Here is a 15,377-nt window from a genome sequence, read left to right as displayed (position 1 = left end):
ACAGTCGCTTGTCGCTACGGCTCGGAATGATTGATGAAAACACGGCTTACCTGCATTTTTTCCGTTTTACTGACCCTATTTCTTTTCGCCGGAAGTCTTCGTTACGTCAGGGATCACTGGCTTTTTTCATTCACCTACAGCTTCCAGCTTCACATCGGCATTGTCGGCGCGCTCGCAGCCATTGTGCTATTTGTCGTTTTGAGAAGCCGTTACATGCTATTGCTCTTTGTCTGGGCCATAGCAATCACCGCCCATGCCGCGGTTCTACGGTATGAATTTATTGCGCCGGCCGGTGAAAACATTGCTGGTCACCCATTCAAGCTGATGTCTTTCAATATGTTGGGAGACAATGATGCCAATGCGGAGCATATCGCACAGTTCATCATCGGCTCTGCAGCAGATGTGGTCTACATCATGGAAGGTGAGCCTCTAGCCCCATACCTGGCTCGCATCGCTGACGCCTACCCTTATCGAATGGGGTGCCTAGTCGACACAGAGACATGCGATCTTCTGGTGTTTTCAAAACATCCGCTGGACGACGCAAAATTCGTCACCTTGAGCGACCTGCGCCACGATCGCATGGCAATCGCAAAGGTCACTGTTGACGATACAACAGTCAATCTGGTCGCCTTGCATCTAAGCAAACCCTATTTTGACGATTATCATGAGGTGGAACTGTTTAATGCATCCTGGCTCATGATGGGCATGCAAGGTCCACTGATTGTTGCTGGCGACTTCAACTCATCCAGCATCGCGCCGGATATGCTGCGTTTTCAGCGGGTCAACAAACTGCATGTCGCGAACTTTGAACCGGCGACATGGCCGATCAAGGCCGGTAAATTTGGCATCCCAATCGACCATATCTATGCACGCATGCCAACAACGATGACCAGCTTGAAGCGCCTACCCGACGCAATGGGCTCCAACCATTTCGGCCTCGAGGCAGAATTCATCATTCAAAAACAATAATCAGCGCGAGGCGTCGTCAACCGACATCGGCGGCAAGAAAGCCACCGGACTGCCGCTGCCAGAGTGTCGCGTAAAGCCCGCCCTGCCCGATCAGCTGATTATGTGTGCCCTGCTCCACGATTCGGCCATTGTCCATAACAATCAGCCGGTCGAGCGCCGCAATTGTCGAGAGCCGATGGGCAATCGCAAGAACGGTCTTGCCTTGCATCAAATCATCGAGATTGCTCTGGATTGCCGCTTCCACCTCGGAATCCAGGGCAGAGGTCGCTTCATCCAGTACAAGGATCGGTGCATCCTTCAGCATCACCCGCGCAATGGCGATACGCTGACGCTGACCACCCGACAATTTCACGCCACGTTCACCGACATGCGCATCAAACCCGCGGCGTCCACGCTGATCTTCCAACCGTGCGACAAAATCATCAGATTTTGCGCGCCGTACAGCCTCTACCAATTGCGCTTCGGTCGCGTCGGTGCGGCCAAACATGATGTTTTCCCTGATCGAACGGTGCAGCAGTGACGTGTCTTGCGTCACCATGCCGATATGAGCACGCAGGCTTTCCTGCGTGACCTCGGAAATGTCCTGCCCATCAATAAGAATGCGACCGCTTTCGATGTCGTAGAAACGTAAGAGAAGATTGACGAGCGTCGATTTACCGGCACCGGAGCGGCCAACAATGCCAACCTTCTCACCCGCCGCAACCGAAAGGTTCAGCTTGTCGATCACCGACTTTCCATTTCCATAATGGAAGGAGACGTTGTCAAAGCGGATTTCAGGACGACGCACCACAAGCTCGGTTGCATTTGGCGCATCGACGAGATCGATCGGTTTGGAAATCAGTTCCGCAGCATTCTGCACGGTACCGAAGTTGCGCATGATACCGTTAAACTGCGTCATCAGTCTGCCAAGCAGAAAGTTGAGGCGCAGCACCAGCGCCAGTGTGAACGCAACAGCACCAGAACTGATACGCCCGTCCAGCCACAGGTCGATACACAGAGCCGCCATGGAGGTGATCATCACGCCTGAAAGCAAAGCCATCGACGCTCTGACACCCGTGATGAAGCGTGTGAACATCAGCGTTGTCTGCTGAAAAATATCAAAACCCTGCCGCATGTAACGGTCATTGGCATCGTCACGGCCGAACAGCCGCAGCGTCTGGATGTTGCTGTAAGCGTCAACCATACGGCCACTCAGCATCGAAGCCGCTTCGGCCGTTTCCTTGGAATGGTAGCGGATGCGCGGCACGAAATAACGCGCCAGTAGCGAAAACACCCCAACCCAGACAAAGATTACCGCCGCCAGACGCCAATCCAGCCCACCAATAAGGACGAGGGTCGAAACGGAGTAAATGCCAACGAACCACACGCTTTCCATCAGCGACGTCACCAAGTCACCCGTCGCCTGGCCGCCCGACCAGACCTTGGTGACGATACGTCCGGAAAAGTCATTCTGGAAAAAGCTCAGCGATTGCCGGGCGACATGCATATAGGATTGCCAACGCACCAGATTGTAAAAACCTGGCGTAATAATCTGCTGGTCGGTCAGTGCAGTCAGCAAAGCAACAACAAACCGTACCACGGCAATCAACACCAGCATGCCGACAAGTTCAGGGCCATGCTGGCCTAATAATCCTGCCCAGCCATCGCCTGGGTTGACACTGGCAAGCACATCCACCAGCCGCCCGACGAACCAGAACAACGCAGCCTCAATGGCCGCAGTCATTCCGCCCAGGATCAGCATGGCAATGAAGGGAGCCTTGGCCTGCGAAATATAAAACCAGATAAAACCTGATGTGGTTTCAGGTGGCCTCAGATCATCCTTGCGGGCGAAAGGCTGGATCCAGTTCTCGAAAAAGTTGAAAAGCTTCGAAATCACCATGTCACGGATATAGGCCTTTTCCACGAAGACGCAAAGCAGCCTGCCACCTTATATTTTGGTAATGATCAAATACAAAAGGGCGGGGATGCCCCGCCCTTTTGTTCGTTATTCCGCAGCAACGTCGTCATCATTATCCTGGATGAAGCCGCCGGACTGCCGGTGCCAAAGATCGGCGTAGATGCCACCCTTTTCAACCAATTCGCCATGCGATCCAGCCTCAACGATATGGCCGCGGTCAAGAATGATCAGCCGGTCCATTTCGGTCAGTGTCGAAAGCCGGTGAGCAATCGCAATAACCGTCTTGCCCTGCATCAAGGCAAACAGGTTTTCCTGAATGGCAGCTTCCACCTCGGAATCAAGCGCCGATGTCGCTTCATCCAGAATAAGGATTGGCGCATCCTTAAGGAACACACGCGCAATAGCGATACGCTGGCGCTGGCCGCCCGAAAGCTTGACACCACGCTCACCCACCTGCGCATCGAGACCGGTGCGACCATACATGTCCTCCAGCGTTTCGATGAAGTCCCAAGCATTGGCGCGTTTTGCCGCCTCGATGATCTGCGCATCCGTTGCTCCCGGATGACCGTAAGCAATGTTATCACGGATCGAACGATGCAGAAGCGAAGTGTCCTGCGTCACCACACCGATTAACGAACGCAGACTGTCCTGCGAGACGGTGGAGATATCCTGACCGTCAATTGTGATGCGTCCGTCTTCCAGATCGTAAAAGCGCAAAAGCAAGTTCATCAACGTGGTTTTACCGGCACCGGAGCGCCCGACAAGACCAACCTTTTCACCGGCTTTGATATCCAGCGTCAGATTGTCGATAACACCCTTTGTCCCTTCGGCCCGTGCCTTGCCGTAATGGAACTGCACATGCTCATAGCTGATGGCGCCTTTTGGTGCTGCCAATGCAGGCGCATCTGCCTTGTCGACGATATCATGCGCTTTGGTCATCATGCCCATGCCGTCATAGACAGTACCGATGTTTTCAAACAGCGATGTCACTTCCCACATGATCCATTGCGACATGCCATTGACGCGCATGGAAAGACCTATCGCAACGGCAACAGCACCTGTCGTCACCGAACCGTTCAGCCAGAAATAAAGCCCGAGACTGGCGGTCGAAAACAACACAAAGGCATTGTTGAGATCGATGAGAATGTTGAAGCCGGAAATCTTGCGCATCTGGCGATGCACGGTTTCCAGAAACATGTTCATGCCATCACGTGCATAAACCTCTTCACGGCCAGCATGTGAAAACAGCTTGATCGTCGAAATATTGGTGTAGCTGTCGACGATACGGCCGGTCATCAAAGAACGCGCATCAGCCTGCTCCTTGGCCAAACGCCCCAGTTTTGGAACGAAATAGACCAGAATAAGAATGTAGAAACAAAGCCATGCAAGCAGCGGCAGCACAAGACGAATGTCTGCCGCAGCAACAAGAAACAGCATCGAAACAACGAAGCTGATCGCATACACGAACACATCGATAACCTTGAGTGCCACTTCACGGATAGCAAGCGCCGTCTGCATGACTTTGGTCGACACGCGACCTGCAAACTCGTTTGCAAAGAAGGTCATGGAGTGGCGCAGCAGAAACCGGTGCATCTGCCAGCGGGCGATCATGCCAAAGTTACCAGCCAACGTCTGGTGCATGGTCATCGTGTGCAAAGCACCCATCAGCGGCAGGGCAATCAACACGAGTGCGGCCATGCCGATCAGATGCCAGCCTTCATCCTGCAGGAATGTCTCGCGGTTCGCCGTTGCCAGCCAGTCAACAATGTTTCCCAAAAACTGGTAGAGCATGACCTCGGCAATGGCGATACCCATCGACATCAAGCCAAGCAACAACAGCCAGGGCGCAGCCGGTTTTGTGTAATGCCACAGAAAGGGCAGCAACTTCGGAGCCGGAGCAACCGGCGTCGAAGAGGGAAATGGATCAAGACGTTTTTCAAACCAGCCGAACATGGCCAAGCTCCGAAGAAAATGCGCCCGAAATGCGAACACACGGAAAAAACCGGAAGCGCGAACGGGAAAATCATGGAATGCGGCCACGACAGCCACATGACGATACTGAAAAGAGTGAGAAACCGCGTAAGTTCCGCGTTAACGCCTAGGCTCGAAGAAAGCCCACGGGAAACGGAAGGTGACGGCGAACAGATATATTCATGGTGAACCTCCCTTTTTGGCGTTGAAGATGCCACCTTGTAGATCAAAAAACGTTGTCTGCCTAGGGGGCCACGAGACACGCCCTATCAATATGACACTGCCCCACTGACTGGTTGTGGCTTTTCAGGCACAATCTGCCGTGGTAACCGCCTCGAAATTTTTGCAATTGGAAAACACATGCCCGACATCAGGATCGCCCTTTATCAACCCGATATTCCTGGCAACACCGGAACGATCCTGAGACTTTCCGCCTGTCTTGGCATTGCCGTTGACATCATTGAACCAGCCGGTTTTGATATTTCCGACCGCAACCTCAAACGTGCCGGCATGGATTATCTGGCCGTTGCTGCTTTGACCCGCCATATCAGCTGGACACATTTTGAAGAGTGGCGGGCAACGACTGGACGCCGTTTGGTTCTCGCCTCCACCAAGGCTGCCCTTCCTTATACGGACATCCAATACAAGCCAGACGATATTCTGTTGTTTGGCCGCGAAAGTGCGGGGGTGCCTGATCATGTGCATGACAAGGCCGATGAACGCATCATCATTCCGATGATCGAAGGTCAACGTTCCATCAACGTTGCCATGTCCGCCGCCATAATAACAGGCGAAGTGTTGCGTCAGGTTGGTTTTTAACGCGCGGAGGAACTCAGTCGGCGGACGGCAGGCGGCGCATGGTAAATTCGATGCGATCCCCTTCCAACTGGCGCCAGCTTTCCACCTCTGTCCAGTAGGCGGCCTTGGGAAAGGCGTCGAACCATTCACGCGCCTTGGCGCGAGCATCCTCGCGGGTGAGACAAAATGTCTGGCGCACGAACATGCCGTGTTTTTTTGCGCCCTCCCCGACAAGGGCTTGTTCCCTGCGATGGGCGTTAATACGCCGTTTTAGGCCGTCCAGCGGTGGCGGTCCGGTAAATTTCGTCATGACATTCACCTCTGCCGATAGGATATTCTGGCGGAGGGCGATTGGCGAGTCGAAATTGTGCGCAAGCCTCGCGCCTGATAAAGCGGCGACAATAAAGGCGAATCAACGTCAGGCGTTCGCGCGCAAAACATGCAGGAGAGCGGACATGGACCGGCCGCAAATGCCCAAGGGCTTGCCAGAAGACATTGAGGACAAGAAGGAAGCGGCACGCGCCTGGTTTGAAAGCCTGCGCGACACCATCTGCGCATCCTTTGAAAACCTGGAACGCGAACTTCAGGGACCGCTTTCTGACCAGGAGCCGGGTTACTTCGTCGCCAAGGACTGGCAGCGCGAAGGCGGGGCTGGCGGCGGTGGCCGCATGTCGATGATGGAAGGCCGCGTGTTTGAAAAGGTCGGCGTCCACACCTCAACAGTGCACGGCGAATTTTCGCCAGATTTCCGCTCGCAGATCCCAGGCGCCGAGGAAGATCCAACCTTCTGGGCCTCCGGCATTTCGCTAATCGCCCACCCGGTCAATCCCAACGTACCGACTGTCCATATGAACACCCGCATGGTGGTCACATCCAGTCACTGGTTCGGTGGTGGTGCAGACTTGACGCCTATGCTGGCACGCCGCCGCACGCAGGAGGATGGCGATAGCCAGCTTTTCCACAAAGCCATGGAAATCACCTGTCGCCGCCATCCGGCTGCAGATTACGCACATTATAAAAAGTGGTGCGACGACTATTTCTTCGTCAAACACCGCAATGAAGCGCGCGGTATCGGCGGCATCTTTTTTGACTGGCTACACCCGGACGATGAAAAGGGCGACTGGAACGCCAATTTCGCCTTCGTTCAGGATGTCGGTCGCGCCTTCAATCTGGTTTACCCGAAGATTGTACGCAGCAATTTCAATACGCCATGGACGGAAAATGATCGTGACGAGCAGTTGATCCAGCGTGGCCGTTATGTGGAGTTCAATCTGCTCTACGATCGCGGCACACTTTTTGGACTAAAAACCGGTGGCAATGTAGAATCCATCCTGTCGTCCCTGCCACCGGTCGTCCGCTGGCCATAAAATCTTCGCTGAAGCGACCGGCGGTCGGCGGTCGGCGAAAAAACCACGATAACAATGACCTGAAATGCGCAATGGAAGCAGCCTCGTCAAACGGCCCTTTGCGGGTGCCTTGATCAGGTGAAGCACCAAAATGGCGTACGCTGGTTTGGTAGCCGTCATAATATTAATCTTCACGAATATTTCACCGAAACCCCTATAATTAGGGGTTAATGAAATGCATGAGTGGTGTTAGTCTCCAGCCAGACGTACTGGAGGAGCTATCGTCATGATTACTTCAAACAGCATGCAGTTATCCGCGTCCCCCAAAGCCCAGCCACATTCAATCGAAACACCTGAATTGATTGATCGTCTTGCGACGGAACTCCGCGCAAGCGGTGATCGTGATCTGCCACATGCGTTCTATGTGGAGCAGGTCAAACGCACCCTTTCCGGCGACATCAATCCGGAAGCGCTGGTGGCGGCAAATGATGACGAGGGACTTACCCGCGTATCATCCATGTGCAGCCCATCGGTTTTCCAATGCTGGGCGATGCCCGAGTAAGCCGGAATATAACCGGTAACAGCTCGTTACATAACAGGCAGGGCTAAAAATCTGGCTTTCTTCCCTGCCTTCTTAACAGGGAGTTTCAAAATGCGACTATTTGAATGTGGCACACTGGTGCCCGGTTGCGCATGGCACACACGCGCCGACGACGACGCCGAAGTGGTGCGCCGTACAGTTGAGCACATGCGCACCGCTCATGGTGAAACGATTATTCGCGAAAACATGGTTGAGAACATCAAGGCGCGCATTCGCAGCGAAGCGAACGCGGCCTGACTTTTAATCCTGCAGCATGGTTTTCAATCGGGCGGTTAGTGCCGCCCGATCAAGTGAGAAGTTGACCTCAACCCACTTGTCTTCCAGCGCAGAAAGCACCTCGCCCACACGCGGTCCTGCAGCAACGCCTTCTGCCAGCACATCGGCACCGGTCAACGGAAAAGCCGGTTTGACAAATGCGTTCGCTCGATTGTTGAGCGTCGATAGCCGGGCGACTTTGCGCATCGCCTCTTCACCCGCCGACACATCAGCACGGGCCGAAGCCAGCGCAAGTTTCAGCCGCATTACCACGCCATCCTTACCCTGCCGATAAATTAGACGATCAAGCGCCGTTTCTGCCATGGTAGCGTCCGGTGTCTGGGCACCCGCCCACAACAACAGCCGGTTGGTTTCGTTTTTCGACATCCGCAGCCTGCTGGCCATGGCTTCAACTCTTGCCACGTCAGGCGGGATAATCGCCGCAAGGCGTATCAACGGGTCGACCGACCAGTTCAAAGACTGCTCGGCAGCAACGAGGCCATGTATAGAATCGATGCCCCACTTTTCCGTCTCCGGCAGCACCTGCGCCAGAACGCCAGACTGCCTCATCCACAAAAGCGAACGCGACGGATCCGGTGCGGACAACAGTTTCTTCAACTCGCTCCAAACACGCTCGGCCGACAGGGTCGACAGCTTGTCTTTGGCACGTGCGCTTGCCCGGAGCCCGTCCGCGTCTGGACGACCGGACCCATACCAGGCAAAAAACCGGAAGAAGCGCAGTACACGCAGATAGTCTTCCGCCACCCGGGTTGCCGCATCGCCAATAAAGCGCACGGTTCGAGTTTCAATGTCTGGAAGACCATTGATAAGGTCGATAACGTTGCCTTCGACATCGGCGTACAGGCCGTTGATTGTCAGATCTCGGCGCTCGGCATCAATCTGCCAGTCGGTTCCGAACGCAACATCAGCACGTCGGCCGTCAGTCGCCACGTCGCGGCGCAGGGTGGTTACCTCGTAACCTTCCCCCTCCAGAACCAGCGTGACGGTGCCATGCTCAATACCTGTCGGGACGGATTTGATTCCCGCATCTTTCGCCCGTTCCACCACGTCCTGCGGCAGCAATGTCGTGGCAATATCGATATCGCCAACCGGCATATCCATAAGAGCATTGCGGATTGCGCCCCCCACAATCCTTGCCTCGCCGCCATCAGCGTTCAGCAGACCAAGAATGCGCTGAAGGGCCGGTTTGGAAAACCAGTCCTGCCCGGCAATGCTGTTCATGCGTATAGCCTTTCATAAATCATGCGGACGATACCCGCCGTAATGCCCCATATGTAACGTTCGCCGTAAGGCATCTCGTAGAAGTGCCTCTCATGGCCCTGAAACATCCGGCTGGCAAGCACGTGATTGTCGGGATTCATCAGAAAAGACAGCGGTACTTCAAATACCTCATCAACCTCTGCCGGGTTGAGGACCAGATCAAAACCGGGTTTTACAACAGACAGAACAGGCTTGATGCGGAAACCCGTGCCGGACACGTAATCCGGCAAAACGGCCAACGGCTCCACAAAGGAACGTGGCAGCCCTATTTCTTCTTCAGCCTCCCGCAGCGCAGCAATTTCGGCATTTTCATCTTCTTCATCGATACCGCCACCGGGAAAGGCTATCTGCCCGGAATGTTTGCGCAGCGTCGATGTGCGCTGTGTAAAAATCACCCGCGCCTCATTGCCGTCGTCGACGACAGGCACCAGCACGGCCGCATCCTTCAGTTTGACGCCATCAATGGAAAAGCGCACGGCAGGGTTCAAACGGTGGTCGCCATTCACACCCGCCGTCTCGAAAGCGTCTTCATTCATCGAGAGCACGCGACGGCGAAATTCGCCCGCGGAAAACTGCATCACATCACTCATTTCGACAACATATCCAGTTCATTCATCGGCATGACTGGAAAAACATCGTCACCTGATCGAACGCAGAACATCTCGGTACCGTTGATGTCCATCGACTCTCCTAGTGCTGCCAGATCATACATAACCGCTCTTGAAACCAGGGCTTCAAGCCGGCCTCGGACCAGCAGATAGGGTTTCAATTCGTGATTTTCACCGTGGATTTCAAAACGGAGCGGATTATCTTTTCCAACAGCCACTACATCCCCCACATTGGTCCGGAATGTCAGTTGCTGTTTGCCACCCTCGTTCGTCACCATCATCTCGACAGCAAGAAACGGTGCATCCACCACCTTGATGCCGACTTTTTCCACAGGCGTCACAAGATATGTTTTACCATCTTCGTCTTTTCGCAAAACAGTGGAAAACAGCCGTACCAGCGGCGCACGGCCAATGGGCGTGCCCATATAAAACCAGGTGCCATCCGCCCTGATTTCCATGTCGAGATCACCACAAAATGGTGGATTCCAGCGCTCGACTGGGGCCGGCCCGCGCGGTTTATCGCCGGTTTGCTCAGCTGCGCGAGAAATCAGGGCAGCAAGACCTGCCGCATCTTTCGCCGAATTTATCGTTTCGCTTGCCATATTCGAGTCCCGCTTTACACGTAATGGAACATGAGTAACGAGATAGTCATTTGAAACACGCTTGTCAGCCGTCAGGATGGCAATAAGCTATATGCAGTGCAGAAAACGTCTTAAAGTATGCCGCGTACCAGCGTGCAGCGGTTTTGCGGTCACGGCGTACGATAAAACAATGACTTACAGCACGTTACTTGGATATGATGAACCGAAACGTGATTTAAAGCCACGATTCGCCGGAACCGCAGGATGAGCCGAACGGTTCGATGAAAATGTTGAGGAGAGCGACATGGGCATGATGAACACCAGCGAAGCCCTCGATGAAAAGGCGATTATCGCGGCAGCCGAAAAGGCGCTGGCAGATATTGCAGCCATCCGGGCTGATGTTTCCAAGGTAATTTTCGGTCAGGAAAAAGTTGTCCAGAACACCTTGCTCGCCATTTTGTCCGGCGGTCATGCGCTGCTGGTCGGTGTTCCCGGCCTTGCCAAGACAAAGCTGGTGACGACGCTCGGCACGACACTTGGCCTTGATGCCAATCGTATCCAGTTTACGCCCGACCTCATGCCGTCAGATATTGTCGGCTCGGAAGTGATGGACCAGGACGAGAGCGGGCGCCGCTCTTTCCGCTTCATCAAGGGACCCGTCTTTGCGCAGCTGTTGATGGCCGACGAAATCAACCGCGCCAGCCCGCGTACACAGTCCGCTTTGCTGCAATCCATGCAGGAATACCACATCACAGTCGCTGGCCAGCGTTATGATCTGCCCAAACCATTCCACGTTCTGGCCACCCAGAACCCACTGGAGCAGGAAGGCACCTACCCGCTTCCAGAAGCCCAACTTGACCGCTTCCTTCTACAGGTAGACGTTGATTATCCGGACCTTGCCGCCGAGCGCCAGATCCTGCTTGACACCACCGGCACCACATCAGGTGAAGCACGTCGCGTGATTGATGCGGAACGCCTGATAGAAATCCAGACCCTCATTCGCCAGATGCCGGTCAGCGATAAGGTTGTTGATGGCATCCTGTCGCTGGTGCGTTCGGCACGTCCCGGTCACGGCAATGCACTGACCGACAAGAATGTCGCCTGGGGTCCAGGCCCACGTGCCGGTCAGTCCCTGATGCTGACGGCGCGTGCGCGTGCGCTCTACGAAGGCCGTCTCGCACCATCGCTGGACGATGTTTATGCCCTTGCGGAACCTGTACTGGAACACCGTATGGCATTGACCTTCGCTGCGAGAGCAGAGGGCATGTCGGTTCGTGATGTAATTGCAGGACTTGTGGCGCAGGCCAAAGGCTGACCCTTAAGGGCAGAAAAGGAGCGCAAGTGGCATCCATTGGTCAGATCGTCGAGAAGACCCCAGGCCCCGAGGTTCTGGCGCGCGCGCGCCAGCGCGCAAGTCTGGTGCCGGATTGTATGGTGGAAGCCAAACGCATCGCCAACACCGTGATTGCCGGCTGGCACGGCCGCCGCAAACGTGGCATCGGCGAGAATTTCTGGCAATTCCGCCCCTATGCCGAGGGTGAAAGCCTGTCTCGTATCGACTGGCGCCGTTCGGCCCGCGACGATCATACCTATGTCCGTGACCGGGAATGGGAAGCAGCCCATACAATATGGTTGTGGGCTGATCTATCGCCATCGATGATGTTCAAGTCGTCACTGTCACCGGTATCGAAAGAAAGCCGGGCGTTGGTGCTGATGCTGGCATTGGCGGAAATTCTGGCCCGCTCGGGTGAACGGATTGGTTGTCCTGGCATCATGGAACCGGTCTCGGCCCGCAACGCCGCCGAACGACTGGCTGCTGCCCTCATGCATGCACCAATGACTGGTGGACTGCCTGAAACCAACATGATCAAGGGTGCAAGCGATATCGTGCTGATCGGCGACTTCCTGGATGATGCGGCAAGCGTCATGGAGCGTATTTCGCCCTTAGCACGCCGTGGTTTACGCGGGCATGTTGTGGAAATTGCCGACCCTGCGGAAGAGACCTTCCCCTACAGCGGCAGAACCGAATTTTCCGATCCCGAAACCGGTGAGAAGCTGGTGTCAGGCCGCGCCGAAACCATCAAGCAGGATTATACCCGCGCCTATTTTGCCCGCCGTGATGCGCTTGGTTCAGCACTGCGTCGCATGGGCTGGAATTTCGTGTTTCACCGCACCGACCATCTGGCATCCGAAGCGCTGGTGACGATGCACATGTATCTGTCCGGCTCTCCGGCCGGTGCTGTAGGTGGAGGTCGCACATGAGCGCTCTGCCTTTCCTGTTCACCAATCCCTATATTCTCATTGGTCTCGCTGCCCTGCCCGCCATCTGGTGGCTGTTGCGTCTGACACCGCCACGTCCCAAGGCGGAGGTCTTTCCACCGCTCAAAATCCTTGCCACGGTATTGAAGCGTGAGGAAACGCCGTCGCAAAGTCCCTGGTGGCTAACCTTGCTGCGAATGGTTCTGGCGGCCTTGGTCATTCTGGCACTGGCCGATCCCGTCCTTAACCCGCGCAACACATCCGTGGCCAGTGGTGGTCCGCTGGTGTTGGTGGTCGATAATGGCTGGGCGACATCGATTGACTGGGAACGCCGCGTGCAGACCGTATCGGCGATCATTGACGATGCCGAGCGAGCCGATGTGCCGGTTTCGATCAGCTTTACCGCCGAAACCAACAATGACGCCGTGCCCACAACTGCGGCCGTCGCTCGCGAAAAACTGGCCGCTGCAAAACCGCGACCTCTGGTTCCAGACCGGTTCAAGACAGCAGAATCCGTGACCGAGGCATTGAACGGCACCTCGCCCGGCACACTCGTTTTTGTCGCAGATGGCATTGCAACGCCAACGGATCAGGATGCGCTGGCTGATCTTGCCAGCCTCTCGCCTTCGGAACTGCGGCTGATCGAAGGTGACGGCAAACAGATTTCCGCCATTACGTCCGCTACCAACGGCGCCGATTCTATGTCGCTTTCCATTGCCCGCCTGAATACGACAGATGCAGAAAATCTGACGGTGAATGCGCAGGATAGTCAGGGCCGCACACTTGGCACTGGAACAGCAGCTTTTGCTGCTGGCGCTGATGAGGCCACCGGCACCATCGAAGCGCCTTTCGAACTGCGTAACGATTTCGCCCGTCTGTCGATTGAAGGACTGTCAACAGCAGGTTCCGTGCATTTGCTGGATGATGGTTTTCGCCGTCGCCGTGTCGCACTGCTTGCCGGCGATACCGGCAGCGACTTCCAGCCGCTGCTGCTGCCCCTGTTTTACATCAGCCGCGCCCTGCAACCCTACGCCGACCTGATCGAGCAGCGTCAGCCTGACCTTTCGGTTGCCATACCTGAAATCCTGCAGGCCAACCCATCCGTCATCGTCATGGCTGACATTGGCCGCCTGCCTGCCGAAACCTATGAGCCGCTACAACGCTGGTTGCAGCGTGGCGGTACCTTGATCCGTTTTGCTGGCCCACGCCTTGCTGCAGCCCCAGCTGATGACCCGCTTGTACCGGTTACGCTTCGTCAGGGTGAACGTACACTCGGCGGTGCTCTGTCATGGGCAGAACCACAGCCGCTTGCCGATTTCCCGAACTTCGGTGCGTTCGCGGGCATGCCAAAAGCCGACGGTGTACTGGTCAAACGTCAGGTGCTCGCAGAACCAACGCCTGATCTCGCCGAACGGACATGGGCAAGCCTTGCCGATGGAACGCCATTGGTGACCATGCGTGAAAGCGGCGCTGGCCGCATCGTGCTGTTCCACATCAGTGCGGAAGCCACATGGTCGGACCTGCCGATTTCTGGACATTTCGTGGAAATGCTACGCCGTCTCGTACAATTGTCAAAAGCCGCCGGAGCAACCGCAGAAGGCAGCGCCGTTGGCAGCCTTGCCCCTTATCGCCTGCTGATGGCAGATGGCACACTGACCACGGAAACAGGTACGGCACGACCGCTGGAAAACCGTCCTGGCCAGACGCCGATTGCAAATTTCGAAACCCCACCTGGCCTATACGGCACAGAGGATGGCTTTGTGGCCCTCAACCTTTTGCCGGCAGGTGCAAAACTTGCGCCGCTGGATGCCTCGCTTGCCAATGTGCCTGTGCTGCGTGAAGGGTTGATCGGCGAAACAGCCCACTCCCTGCGCCCCGCTCTGTTCATCGCGGCATTCCTGTTGTTGATCGCCGACAGCCTGATCATGCTATTCATGAATGGTGCCTTTGCCCGTCTTCCCCGTGCCAGAGGATCGGCCGCTGCCGTGATGCTTGCCTCCATGGCCGCACTGTCATTGCTGGCACCTGACACGGCCCGTGCTGATGATCCGAAACCCGGCGATGAAGCGATTTTCGAACGCCTCGACACCACGCACCTCGCTTACGTCATCACGGGTGAAAGTGATGTCGATGACATCTCAAAACGTGGTCTGCAGGGCTTGAGCGAGTTCCTGACCTGGCGCACGACGCTGGAACCCGGCGCACCGGTTGGTCTTGATATCTCAAAGGATGAATTGTCCTTTTATCCGATCATCTATTGGCCCATTTCTGCCACCGCACCGATGCCATCCAGTGCCGCGATTTCCCGAATCGACGCTTATATGCGCGCCGGGGGCACTGTGCTGTTTGACACACGCGACCAATTCACCTCGCTGGGCAACGGTGGTGGTACCAGTGCCAATGGCGAACGCCTTCAGGCCATTCTCGCCAATATCGACATCCCACCGTTGGAACCAACACCGGAAGATCACGTACTGACCCGTTCGTTCTATTTGCTGACCAACTTTCCCGGCCGTTACAACGGCAGCCCGCTATGGGTCGAATCCCGTCAGGATTCCGGCAAGACCACGTCCGGCCTGTCTTCGTCGGGCGATGGCGTGACACCCATTCTGATCACCGGCAATGATTTTGCGGGCGCATGGGCGATCGATGACAATGGTGCGCCTTCGCTACCAACCGTGCCTCCGGATGAAGTGCAGCGTGAACATGCGTTCCGCTCTGGCGTGAACATCATGATGTATATGCTGACCGGCAACTACAAGGCAGATCAGGTCCATGTGCCTGCCCTGCTGGAAAGACTGGGGCAATGAT

14 protein-coding genes are annotated in these 15,377 nt (G+C 55.6%); 8 read left to right on the top strand and 6 right to left on the bottom strand.

The annotated features are described in order from the left end of the window. The first annotated feature begins 33 nt into the window (after positions 1-33). Positions 34-969, top strand: a complete 936-nt coding sequence (locus IB237_RS09550) for an endonuclease/exonuclease/phosphatase family protein (RefSeq protein WP_192488407.1) — start codon at positions 34-36, stop codon at positions 967-969. 16 nt (positions 970-985) lie between these two features. Here the strand turns inward: IB237_RS09550 and IB237_RS09545 are convergent, their stop codons facing one another. Beyond that, on the bottom strand, positions 986-2,848 hold the full coding sequence (locus IB237_RS09545) for an ABC transporter ATP-binding protein (protein WP_192488855.1): 1,863 nt from the start codon (positions 2,846-2,848) through the stop codon (positions 986-988). A 105-nt stretch (positions 2,849-2,953) separates the two neighbouring features. Next, positions 2,954-4,819 carry an ABC transporter ATP-binding protein gene (locus tag IB237_RS09540; RefSeq protein WP_192488406.1) on the bottom strand — a complete coding sequence of 622 codons (1,866 nt, stop codon included), beginning with the start codon at positions 4,817-4,819 and terminating at the stop codon, positions 2,954-2,956. Between the two features lie 378 nt (positions 4,820-5,197). Between IB237_RS09540 and IB237_RS09535 the strand changes: the two genes are divergently transcribed. Further along, positions 5,198-5,656, top strand: a complete 459-nt coding sequence (locus tag IB237_RS09535) for a tRNA (cytidine(34)-2'-O)-methyltransferase (RefSeq protein WP_192488405.1) — start codon at positions 5,198-5,200, stop codon at positions 5,654-5,656. A gap of 13 nt (positions 5,657-5,669) precedes the next feature. Here the strand turns inward: IB237_RS09535 and IB237_RS09530 are convergent, their stop codons facing one another. Continuing rightward, entirely contained in the window at positions 5,670-5,945 is a 276-nt protein-coding gene (locus IB237_RS09530) for a hypothetical protein (protein ID WP_192488404.1), read from the bottom strand. Positions 5,946-6,090: 145 nt separating this feature from the next. Here IB237_RS09530 and hemF point away from each other — a divergent pair, with 145 nt between their 5' ends. The 3 genes from hemF to IB237_RS09515 all read left to right on the top strand — a co-directional run bounded on the left by hemF (position 6,091) and on the right by IB237_RS09515 (position 7,819). After that, the gene (gene hemF / locus IB237_RS09525) at positions 6,091-7,002 is read left to right on the top strand and encodes an oxygen-dependent coproporphyrinogen oxidase (protein ID WP_192488403.1); all 912 of its coding nucleotides are present in this window, start codon (positions 6,091-6,093) and stop codon (positions 7,000-7,002) included. A 265-nt stretch (positions 7,003-7,267) separates the two neighbouring features. Further along, positions 7,268-7,543: a hypothetical protein gene (locus tag IB237_RS09520; protein WP_192488402.1), complete on the top strand. Its 276-nt coding sequence runs from the start codon at positions 7,268-7,270 to the stop codon at positions 7,541-7,543. Positions 7,544-7,633: 90 nt separating this feature from the next. Beyond that, positions 7,634-7,819 (top strand): DUF1059 domain-containing protein, encoded by a 186-nt coding sequence (locus tag IB237_RS09515; protein ID WP_192488401.1) that lies wholly within the window; start codon positions 7,634-7,636, stop codon positions 7,817-7,819. Between the two features lie 3 nt (positions 7,820-7,822). Here the strand turns inward: IB237_RS09515 and IB237_RS09510 are convergent, their stop codons facing one another. From IB237_RS09510 to IB237_RS09500, 3 genes are read right to left on the bottom strand one after another with little or no spacing between them, the layout of a single operon-like run. Beyond that, positions 7,823-9,079 carry a CCA tRNA nucleotidyltransferase gene (locus IB237_RS09510; protein ID WP_192488400.1) on the bottom strand — a complete coding sequence of 419 codons (1,257 nt, stop codon included), beginning with the start codon at positions 9,077-9,079 and terminating at the stop codon, positions 7,823-7,825. Then, positions 9,076-9,708: a CoA pyrophosphatase gene (locus IB237_RS09505; RefSeq protein ID WP_192488399.1), complete on the bottom strand. Its 633-nt coding sequence runs from the start codon at positions 9,706-9,708 to the stop codon at positions 9,076-9,078. Before IB237_RS09505 ends, IB237_RS09510 begins: the two co-directional genes overlap by 4 nt. Next, entirely contained in the window at positions 9,705-10,328 is a 624-nt protein-coding gene (locus IB237_RS09500) for a DUF1285 domain-containing protein (protein WP_192488398.1), read from the bottom strand. Before IB237_RS09500 ends, IB237_RS09505 begins: the two co-directional genes overlap by 4 nt. A gap of 283 nt (positions 10,329-10,611) precedes the next feature. Here IB237_RS09500 and IB237_RS09495 point away from each other — a divergent pair, with 283 nt between their 5' ends. From IB237_RS09495 to IB237_RS09485, 3 genes are read left to right on the top strand one after another with little or no spacing between them, the layout of a single operon-like run. Next, positions 10,612-11,622 carry a MoxR family ATPase gene (locus tag IB237_RS09495; protein ID WP_192488397.1) on the top strand — a complete coding sequence of 337 codons (1,011 nt, stop codon included), beginning with the start codon at positions 10,612-10,614 and terminating at the stop codon, positions 11,620-11,622. Between the two features lie 26 nt (positions 11,623-11,648). Continuing rightward, positions 11,649-12,569: a DUF58 domain-containing protein gene (locus IB237_RS09490; protein WP_192488396.1), complete on the top strand. Its 921-nt coding sequence runs from the start codon at positions 11,649-11,651 to the stop codon at positions 12,567-12,569. Continuing rightward, complete coding sequence (locus IB237_RS09485) at positions 12,566-15,376, top strand: DUF4159 domain-containing protein (protein ID WP_192488395.1); 2,811 nt, start codon at positions 12,566-12,568, stop codon at positions 15,374-15,376. The genes IB237_RS09490 and IB237_RS09485 overlap by 4 nt, the downstream gene beginning before the upstream one ends. The last annotated feature ends 1 nt before the right edge of the window (position 15,377 follow it).

Source organism: Agrobacterium sp. AGB01, assembly GCF_014851585.1.
Taxonomy (GTDB): domain Bacteria; phylum Pseudomonadota; class Alphaproteobacteria; order Rhizobiales; family Rhizobiaceae; genus Agrobacterium.
The sequence above is the reverse complement of the archived record's forward strand: the minus strand, read 5'-3'. Positions and strand labels throughout refer to the sequence as shown.

What these genes read in the sequence shown, in the direction of transcription:
- IB237_RS09495 (WP_192488397.1), top strand. Translation starts at nt 10,612, where the DNA reads ATGGGCATGATGAACACCAGCGAAGCCCTCGATGAAAAGGCGATTATC.
- IB237_RS09540 (WP_192488406.1), bottom strand. Translation starts at nt 4,819, where the DNA reads ATGTTCGGCTGGTTTGAAAAACGTCTTGATCCATTTCCCTCTTCGACG.
- IB237_RS09485 (WP_192488395.1), top strand. Translation starts at nt 12,566, where the DNA reads ATGAGCGCTCTGCCTTTCCTGTTCACCAATCCCTATATTCTCATTGGT.
- IB237_RS09500 (WP_192488398.1), bottom strand. Translation starts at nt 10,328, where the DNA reads ATGGCAAGCGAAACGATAAATTCGGCGAAAGATGCGGCAGGTCTTGCT.
- IB237_RS09530 (WP_192488404.1), bottom strand. Translation starts at nt 5,945, where the DNA reads ATGACGAAATTTACCGGACCGCCACCGCTGGACGGCCTAAAACGGCGT.
- IB237_RS09510 (WP_192488400.1), bottom strand. Translation starts at nt 9,079, where the DNA reads ATGAACAGCATTGCCGGGCAGGACTGGTTTTCCAAACCGGCCCTTCAG.
- hemF (WP_192488403.1), top strand. Translation starts at nt 6,091, where the DNA reads ATGGACCGGCCGCAAATGCCCAAGGGCTTGCCAGAAGACATTGAGGAC.
- IB237_RS09550 (WP_192488407.1), top strand. Translation starts at nt 34, where the DNA reads ATGAAAACACGGCTTACCTGCATTTTTTCCGTTTTACTGACCCTATTT.
- IB237_RS09520 (WP_192488402.1), top strand. Translation starts at nt 7,268, where the DNA reads ATGATTACTTCAAACAGCATGCAGTTATCCGCGTCCCCCAAAGCCCAG.
- IB237_RS09515 (WP_192488401.1), top strand. Translation starts at nt 7,634, where the DNA reads ATGCGACTATTTGAATGTGGCACACTGGTGCCCGGTTGCGCATGGCAC.
- IB237_RS09535 (WP_192488405.1), top strand. Translation starts at nt 5,198, where the DNA reads ATGCCCGACATCAGGATCGCCCTTTATCAACCCGATATTCCTGGCAAC.
- IB237_RS09505 (WP_192488399.1), bottom strand. Translation starts at nt 9,708, where the DNA reads ATGAGTGATGTGATGCAGTTTTCCGCGGGCGAATTTCGCCGTCGCGTG.
- IB237_RS09545 (WP_192488855.1), bottom strand. Translation starts at nt 2,848, where the DNA reads ATGGTGATTTCGAAGCTTTTCAACTTTTTCGAGAACTGGATCCAGCCT.